The organism is Occallatibacter sp., assembly GCF_049802275.1.
GTDB lineage: Bacteria > Acidobacteriota > Terriglobia > Terriglobales > Acidobacteriaceae > Telmatobacter.
Genome location: NZ_JBARMD010000697.1, coordinates 1 through 2,919 on the forward strand (window position 1 = coordinate 1; position 2,919 = coordinate 2,919).

Consider the following 2,919-nt stretch of genomic DNA (forward strand, 5'->3'; position numbering starts at 1 on the left):
GCCCGATCTCGATGAACTTATCCAGATACGAATCTTCAAAATCACGCCCGACTTCATCCAACGCATGCAGGACCGCGGCTTCAAAAATCTCACTATCGCGAAACTCGTGCAGATACGCATCTTCAAACTCGCCGAGTAGGCCACATTGTCGATCGTTCATGGCCGGCGAGCAGCTCATCCCGTACAATTTCTTCGTTAACCGAAGGAGAGATTGTGCGTCGAATGAACATCGGTATCATCGCCCTTCTAATCCTCTCAGGATGGTTCCCAATGCCGACTCTCATTTCAGCACAGGATTCACACTCCCAAACCACCGCGAAGGATGGCCCATTTTCTATGCACGCTGAGGGAACATTCGATGTGAAGAACGCCCCGTTACCGGCTGACGAAGCACTCGCCGGCACTGCCATCGGCCGCTACGGCCTCGACAAGCAGTTTCAAGGCGACCTCGAGGCCGCCAGCAAAGGTGAAATGCTCGGCGCCGGAAATCCCGCGACCGGCACTGCAGGCTATGTCGCCATCGAGCAGGTCACCGGCTCCCTCCACGGACGCACCGGCACTTTTGCCCTCCAGCACTGCGGAACCATGGTCGACAACAAGTTCGAGCTCATTGTCAAAGTTGTGCCCGGCTCTGGCACAGGCGATCTCACCGGTATCACCGGGACAATGACCATCAGAATCGTTAGCGGCAAGCACTCCTATCAGTTCGACTACACGCTTCCCGCCACAATGAAATAGGTCATCGCTCCGATTTTGTACGATAGTCTCATGCCTCAGTTTCCGGTCGGCCAGACGCTCCTCATCGATGCCGACGACACTCTATGGGAAAACAACGTCTATTTCGAACGCGCTATCGCAGCGTTCATCAGCTATCTCAATCACCACGAATACTCCCCCGCTGAGGTTCGCCAAACCCTCAATGCCGTCGAGCGCGAAACCATCCTCGCGCACGGCTACGGCCTGCCCAGCTTCACTCGCTCTCTTGTCACCTGTTTCGAACGTCTCAGCCCAGAGCCAATGAACGATGAAAAGCGTCAGCGCGTCATCGGTTTCGCCCGCTCCATAGCCGAGCAGGAAATTGAACTTCTTCCGCAGGTCGAAGAAACGCTCCGCGATCTGGCCTCCCGCCACCGGCTCATCCTGATGACCAAGGGCGATCACGCCGAGCAGGCAGACAAGCTCCGCCACTCCGGCCTCGCCTCATATTTCTCCGCCGTCGAGATTGTTGCTGAAAAAGACCCCGCCGCCTACCAGACCGTCATCGCACGCTACGAACTCGCACCGCACACCAGCTGGATGATCGGAAACAGCCCCAAAAGCGACATCAATCCCGCCCTCGCAGCTGGCCTCCATGCCGTCTTTCTTTTCCACAAAGATACGTGGATTCTGGAACATGCGACCCTTGCAACTGCCTTGGAGGGTCAGCATCTCATCGAACTCGACACCTTCGCAAAGCTCTCATTCATTTTCTAGCATCCAGGTTCGCGCTAAAATGCGGTATGCACGCATCGCCTGTCGCGGAAGCTGGGAAATACAGCTCGCGCTATCCGTCTCCGCCACGGGTTCATTGGGGATTGCTGCTCGCGGCTCTTCTTTCCGCTGAAGCGCTCGTATTCCGATTCGTTCCGGGAGCTTATCGTAACTTCGCCGTGTATGCCGTTGCGGTTGCGTGGCCGGTCTACCTCTGCGTGTGGGTCCGCAAGATCGACCCGAGATCAAGCTCGCTCTACTGGGCCATCGCTTCCCTGGTAACCGGATTTGAGTTTCTCTTCTCCTGGCTTCTCTGGATCGTTGTGATCTACGAACTTCGAGAGGAGCTGCTCGAGCACTACAATCGCCGCGAACCCATCAATCTCCGCCTGAATTGGTTCCTTACGCTCCTCTTCTCCTTCGTCTACTTTCAGTTCGAACTCAATAAGATCTCCAGGCAGAAGGAAGCAGCGCGCGAAGCTCTCGCAACCGAACCCCAGGACTCAGTAACGGCTTGACGCCGTGCGCTCGCCTCTGCTCTACTTCATTCAACGTCATGCACAACTGCAGCCTTAACGCGATAGCTGGTCATGCAATCACATGCCCCGCGTTGGCTGTTGTCGTCCTCATTCCCGCTATTCGAATTAGCAGCCACATCACGTGCGCGGGAAAAGCCTGACGAACCGGATTCCGTAGTTCAGCAACACACAGGCCACCACCCGCAAGCGCGGCTGGTGGTTTTCGCATTTTCAGTCACTCTTTCTGCATGAGGAGATTGTCTTGGAACCCGTATCCCTTGTCGGCATTCAGTCCGCCCGCGCGCGCATCGAGAGCTCCATCCACGTCTCGCCATGCCAGTTCTCGCATCATCTTTCCGAGCTCACCGGGCTGCCGTTGCATCTCAAGCTCGAGAACCTCCAGCGAACCGGCTCGTTCAAAGAGCGCGGCGCCCTCAACAAGCTCCTCACCCTCAGCGAAACCGAGCGCAAGCGCGGAGTCATCGCAGCCAGCGCGGGCAATCACGCACAGGGCGTCGCGTTCCATGCCTCGCAACGTCACATCCGCGCGCAGATCGTGATGCCCCTTGCCACTCCACAGATCAAGGTAGCCGCAACGCGCGCATACGGAGCTGAAGTCATTCTCCATGGCGCCAGCTACGACGAAGCCTACGACGAGGCCGTACGTCGACGCGTCGAAGAAGGCCGCACCTTCATCCACCCCTTCGACGACCCTGAAGTGATCTGCGGCCAGGGCACCATCGGCCTCGAACTTCTCGAACAGGTACCCGACATTGAAGCCGTAGTCGTCCCCATCGGTGGCGGTGGACTTGTCAGCGGCGTCGCATGCGCCCTGAAGGAAAGCAACCCTAAGATTCGCGTGATCTGTGTCGAACCTGAGCGCCTGCCCTCCATGCTCCGCGCCCGCGAAGCCGGTGCGCCCGTCACCATC

General features: G+C 57.7%; 4 protein-coding genes. All 4 read left to right on the plus strand.

Annotation, left to right across the window (positions count from 1 at the left end; translation table 11 throughout):
• The first annotated feature begins 222 nt into the window (after positions 1–222).
• Complete coding sequence (locus tag WA354_RS23540; RefSeq protein ID WP_472815464.1) at positions 223–738, plus strand: DUF3224 domain-containing protein; 516 nt, start codon at positions 223–225, stop codon at positions 736–738.
• Positions 739–768: 30 nt separating this feature from the next.
• Complete coding sequence (locus WA354_RS23545) at positions 769–1,473, plus strand: HAD family hydrolase (RefSeq protein WP_472815465.1); 705 nt, start codon at positions 769–771, stop codon at positions 1,471–1,473.
• 26 nt (positions 1,474–1,499) lie between these two features.
• Positions 1,500–1,988 carry a hypothetical protein gene (locus tag WA354_RS23550; protein WP_472815466.1) on the plus strand — a complete coding sequence of 163 codons (489 nt, stop codon included), beginning with the start codon at positions 1,500–1,502 and terminating at the stop codon, positions 1,986–1,988.
• A 262-nt stretch (positions 1,989–2,250) separates the two neighbouring features.
• The coding region (locus WA354_RS23555) for a threonine ammonia-lyase (RefSeq protein ID WP_472815467.1) at positions 2,251–2,919 on the plus strand (669 nt) is incomplete at its 3' end.